Source organism: Streptomyces sp. SAS_272 (assembly GCF_052543235.1).
Window position 1 is genome coordinate 1 of sequence record NZ_JBMNDR010000186.1, and the last position, 3,814, is coordinate 3,814.

The 3,814-nt window shown below is 69.8% G+C and carries 2 protein-coding genes; one reads left to right on the forward strand and one right to left on the reverse strand.

Annotated features, from left to right (window positions below; all coding sequences use genetic code 11):
- Nucleotides 1-57 precede the first annotated feature (57 nt).
- Entirely contained in the window at nt 58-1,800 is a 1,743-nt protein-coding gene (gene lysS, locus ACN6LD_RS41905; RefSeq protein WP_319190544.1) for a lysine--tRNA ligase, read from the reverse strand.
- Between the two features lie 203 nt (nt 1,801-2,003).
- On the opposite strand from lysS, the gene argS reads away from it, so the two are divergent.
- Nucleotides 2,004-3,773: an arginine--tRNA ligase gene (gene argS / locus ACN6LD_RS41910; RefSeq protein WP_445045909.1), complete on the forward strand. Its 1,770-nt coding sequence runs from the start codon at nt 2,004-2,006 to the stop codon at nt 3,771-3,773.
- The last annotated feature ends 41 nt before the right edge of the window (nt 3,774-3,814 follow it).

Below are 3,814 nucleotides of genomic sequence, written 5' to 3' on the forward strand. Positions count from 1 at the left end.
TGACACCGGGCGCCCCCTCCGTCGTCCGGCCGGGCGGCCTCCGTCGTCCGGCCCGGGCTACTCCCCGAGCAGGGCCCGTACCCGCTCCTGGCCGACGGCCAGCAGCAGGGTGGGCAGCCGGGGGCCGGTGTCGCGTCCGACCAGCAGGTGGTAGAGCAGGGCGAAGAACGTGCGCTGGGCCGTCTTGATCTCCGGCGGGAGTTCCTTGGGCGTGGCGTCGGCGGAGAAGCCGGCCTGCACCTTGGGGACGCCGTAGACGAGGTGGGTGAGACCGTCGAGGGACCAGTTGGCGGCGAGACCGTCGAGGAGGAGCCGCAGAGACTGCTGGGAGGCTTCGTCGAGGGACTTGAGCAGTTCGGCGTCCGCTTCCCGGCGCACGATGGTGCGCTGGTCGGCGGGGACGTGCGTGTTGATCCAGGCCTCGGCCTTGTCGTACCGGGGCCGGGCCTCGTCCAGGGCTGCGAGCGGGTTGTCCGGGTCGAGTTCGCTCAGGATGCGCAGGGCCTGCGCCTGTTCGCCGGCGGTGATGTCGGCGACGGAGGCGAGGGTGCGGTACGGCAGCGGCCGCGGGGTGCGCGGCAGTTCCGCGTCGGCGGTCCGCACCGCACGCGCGTGTGCGGCGACGTCCGCGGGCAGGGCGGAGCCGTCGGCGACCTTGGCGTCGAGCTTGTCCCACTCGTCGTAGAGCCGCTGGATCTCCTGGTCGAAGGCGATCTTGAAGGACTGGTTGGGACGGCGGCGGGCGTAGAGCCAGCGCAGCAGCTGCGGTTCCATGATCTTCAGCGCGTCGCCGGGTGTGGGCACGCCGCCCTTGGACGACGACATCTTCGCCATGCCGCTGATGCCGACGAAGGCGTACATGGGCCCGATGGGCTGCTTGCCGCCGAAGATGCCGACGATCTGGCCGCCGACCTGGAAGGAGGAGCCCGGGGAGGAGTGGTCGACGCCGGAGGGCTCGAAGACGACGCCCTCGTAGGCCCACCGCATCGGCCAGTCGACCTTCCAGACCAGCTTGCCGCGGTTGAACTCGTTGAGCCGGACGGTCTCCGAGAAGCCGCAGGCGGTGCAGGCGTAGGTCAGTTCGGTGGTGTCGTCGTCGTAGGAGGTGACGGTGGTGAGGTCCTTCTCGCAGTTGCCGCAGTAGGGCTTGTACGGGAAGTAGCCGGCGGTGCCGGCGGAGCCGTCGTCCTCGTCGGCCGCGCCGGAGCCCTCGGCGGCTTCCAGCTCGGCCTCGTCGAGGGGCTTCTGCTGCTGCTTCTTCGCCGGGGCCTTCTTGGTGCGGTACTGGTCGAGGATCGCGTCGATGTCGGCGCGGTGCCTGATCGCGTGCAGGATCTGCTCGCGGTAGACGCCCGAGGTGTACTGCTCGGTCTGGCTGATGCCGTCGAACTCGACGCCGAGTTCGGCGAGCGACGCCGTCATCGCGGCCTTGAAGTGCTCGGACCAGTTCGGGTGGGGCGAGCCCTGCGGGGCCGGGACCGAGGTCAGCGGCTTGCCGATGTGCTCCGCCCAGGAGTCGTCGACGCCCGCGATGCCCTGGGGGACCTTGCGGTAGCGGTCGTAGTCGTCCCAGGAGATGAGATGGCGCACCTGGTGTCCACGGCGCCGGATCTCGTCGGCGACGAGGTGCGGGGTCATGACCTCGCGGAGGTTGCCGAGGTGGATGGGACCGGAAGGGGACAGTCCGGATGCGACCACCACAGGTTTGCCGGGGGCCCGACGCTCCGACTCTTCGATGACCTCGTCCGCGAAACGGGAGACCCAGTCGGTGGTCTCGGTGCTCTGAGCCACGATCGGCACGTCCTTCTTTCTCCGGGGCAGCCGGTACGGTCGACGGCTGGAGCCCCCATTCTCCCAGCTCCGCCCGCAACCGCGAAAACACCTTTACGAGACCGTGCCCCGGCCCCGCCCCGGCGACGGCTCCCGCGTCCGGGCAACCGCTTTGCCCCGCGTGGGATACTGGCGAGGTCTACCGACCCCACGAGGAGAACGGCTCCCACCCCATGACCTCGGTCACGTCGCTCACCGATCTCGTCCATCAGCGCCTCGCGAACGCCCTCTCGGCCACCCTGCCGGAGGCCGGTGCGGACCCGCTGCTGCGACGAAGCGACCGGGCCGATTTCCAGGCCAACGGCATTCTGGCGCTGGCCAAGAAGGCGAAGGCGAACCCGCGGGAGCTGGCGACGCAGGTCGTGGCGAACGTGGTGTCGGGTGAGGTGATCCGGGAGATCGAGGTCTCGGGCCCCGGTTTCCTCAACGTCACGATCACCGACGGGGCGATCACGCGGAACCTGGCGGCGCGCTACGCCGACGACACCGCCCGCCTCGGCGTGCCGCACACGGCGCAGCCCGGCACCACGGTCATCGACTACGCCCAGCCCAACGTGGCGAAGGAGATGCACGTCGGTCACCTGCGCTCGGCGGTGATCGGCGACGCGGTGGTCCGGATCCTCGAGTTCACGGGCGAGGCGGTCGTGCGCCGGCACCACATCGGCGACTGGGGAACCCAGTTCGGCATGCTCATCCAGTACCTGGACGAGCATCCGCACGAGCTGGACCACAAGGACGCCGAGGTGAGCGGCGAGGAGGCGATGTCGAACCTCGACCGTCTCTACAAGGCGGCCCGCCGGCTCTTCGACTCGGACGAGGAGTTCAAGACGCGTGCCCGCCGCCGGGTCGTGGACCTCCAGGCGGGCGACCCGGACACCCTCGCGGCCTGGCAGAAGTTCGTCGACGAGTCCAAGATCTACTTCTTCTCCGTCTTCGAGAAGCTGGACATGGAGATCCGGGACGAGGACATCGTCGGCGAGTCGGGCTACAACGACATGCTGCACGAGACCTGCCGTCTGCTGGAGGAGTCCGGGGTCGCGGTCCGCTCGGAGGGCGCGCTGTGCGTGTTCTTCGACGACATCAAGGGCCCGGACGGCAATCCGGTGCCGCTGATCGTCCAGAAGTCCGACGGCGGCTTCGGCTACGCGGCGACGGACCTGTCGGCGATCCGCGACCGGGTGTTCCAGCTGAAGGCGGACACGCTGCTGTACGTGGTGGACGCCCGTCAGTCGCTGCACTTCAGGATGGTGTTCGAGACGGCACGCCGGGCCGGCTGGCTCAACGACGACGTGAAGGCTCACCAGTTGGCCTTCGGCACGGTCCTGGGCAAGGACGGCAAGCCGTTCAAGACCCGTGAGGGCGAGACCGTGCGGCTGGTGGACCTGCTGGACGAGGCGGTCGACCGGGCGACGGCCGTGGTCGGCGAGAAGCGCGAGAAGGTCGGCCTGACGGACGAAGAGGTCGTGGAGAACGGCCGGTACGTGGGCATCGGGGCGGTGAAGTACGCCGACCTGTCGACGTCGGCGGTGCGGGACTACAAGTTCGACCTGGACCAGATGGTCTCGCTGAACGGCGACACCTCCGTGTACCTCCAGTACGCCTACGCCCGCATCCGGTCGATCCTGCGCAGGGCGGGCGACGCCCGGCCCGCCGCCCATCCGGAGCTGGCGCTCGCCCCGGCGGAGCGGGCGCTGGGTCTGCACCTGGACCGGTTCGGGGAGACGGTCGCGGAGGTGGCGGCGGCGTACGAGCCGCACAAGCTCGCCGCGTACCTGTACCAGCTGGCCTCGCTGCTCACGACGTTCTACGACCAGTGCCACGTGCTGTCGCCCGACAACGCGCCGGAGGTCGTGGAGAACCGTCTGTTCCTCGTGGACCTCACCGCCCGCACCCTGCACCAGGGGATGGCGCTGCTGGGCATCCGGACGCCCGAGCGGCTCTGAGACGACGACGGAAGCACGCGAGCGGGGGGGGGGGGGGGGGG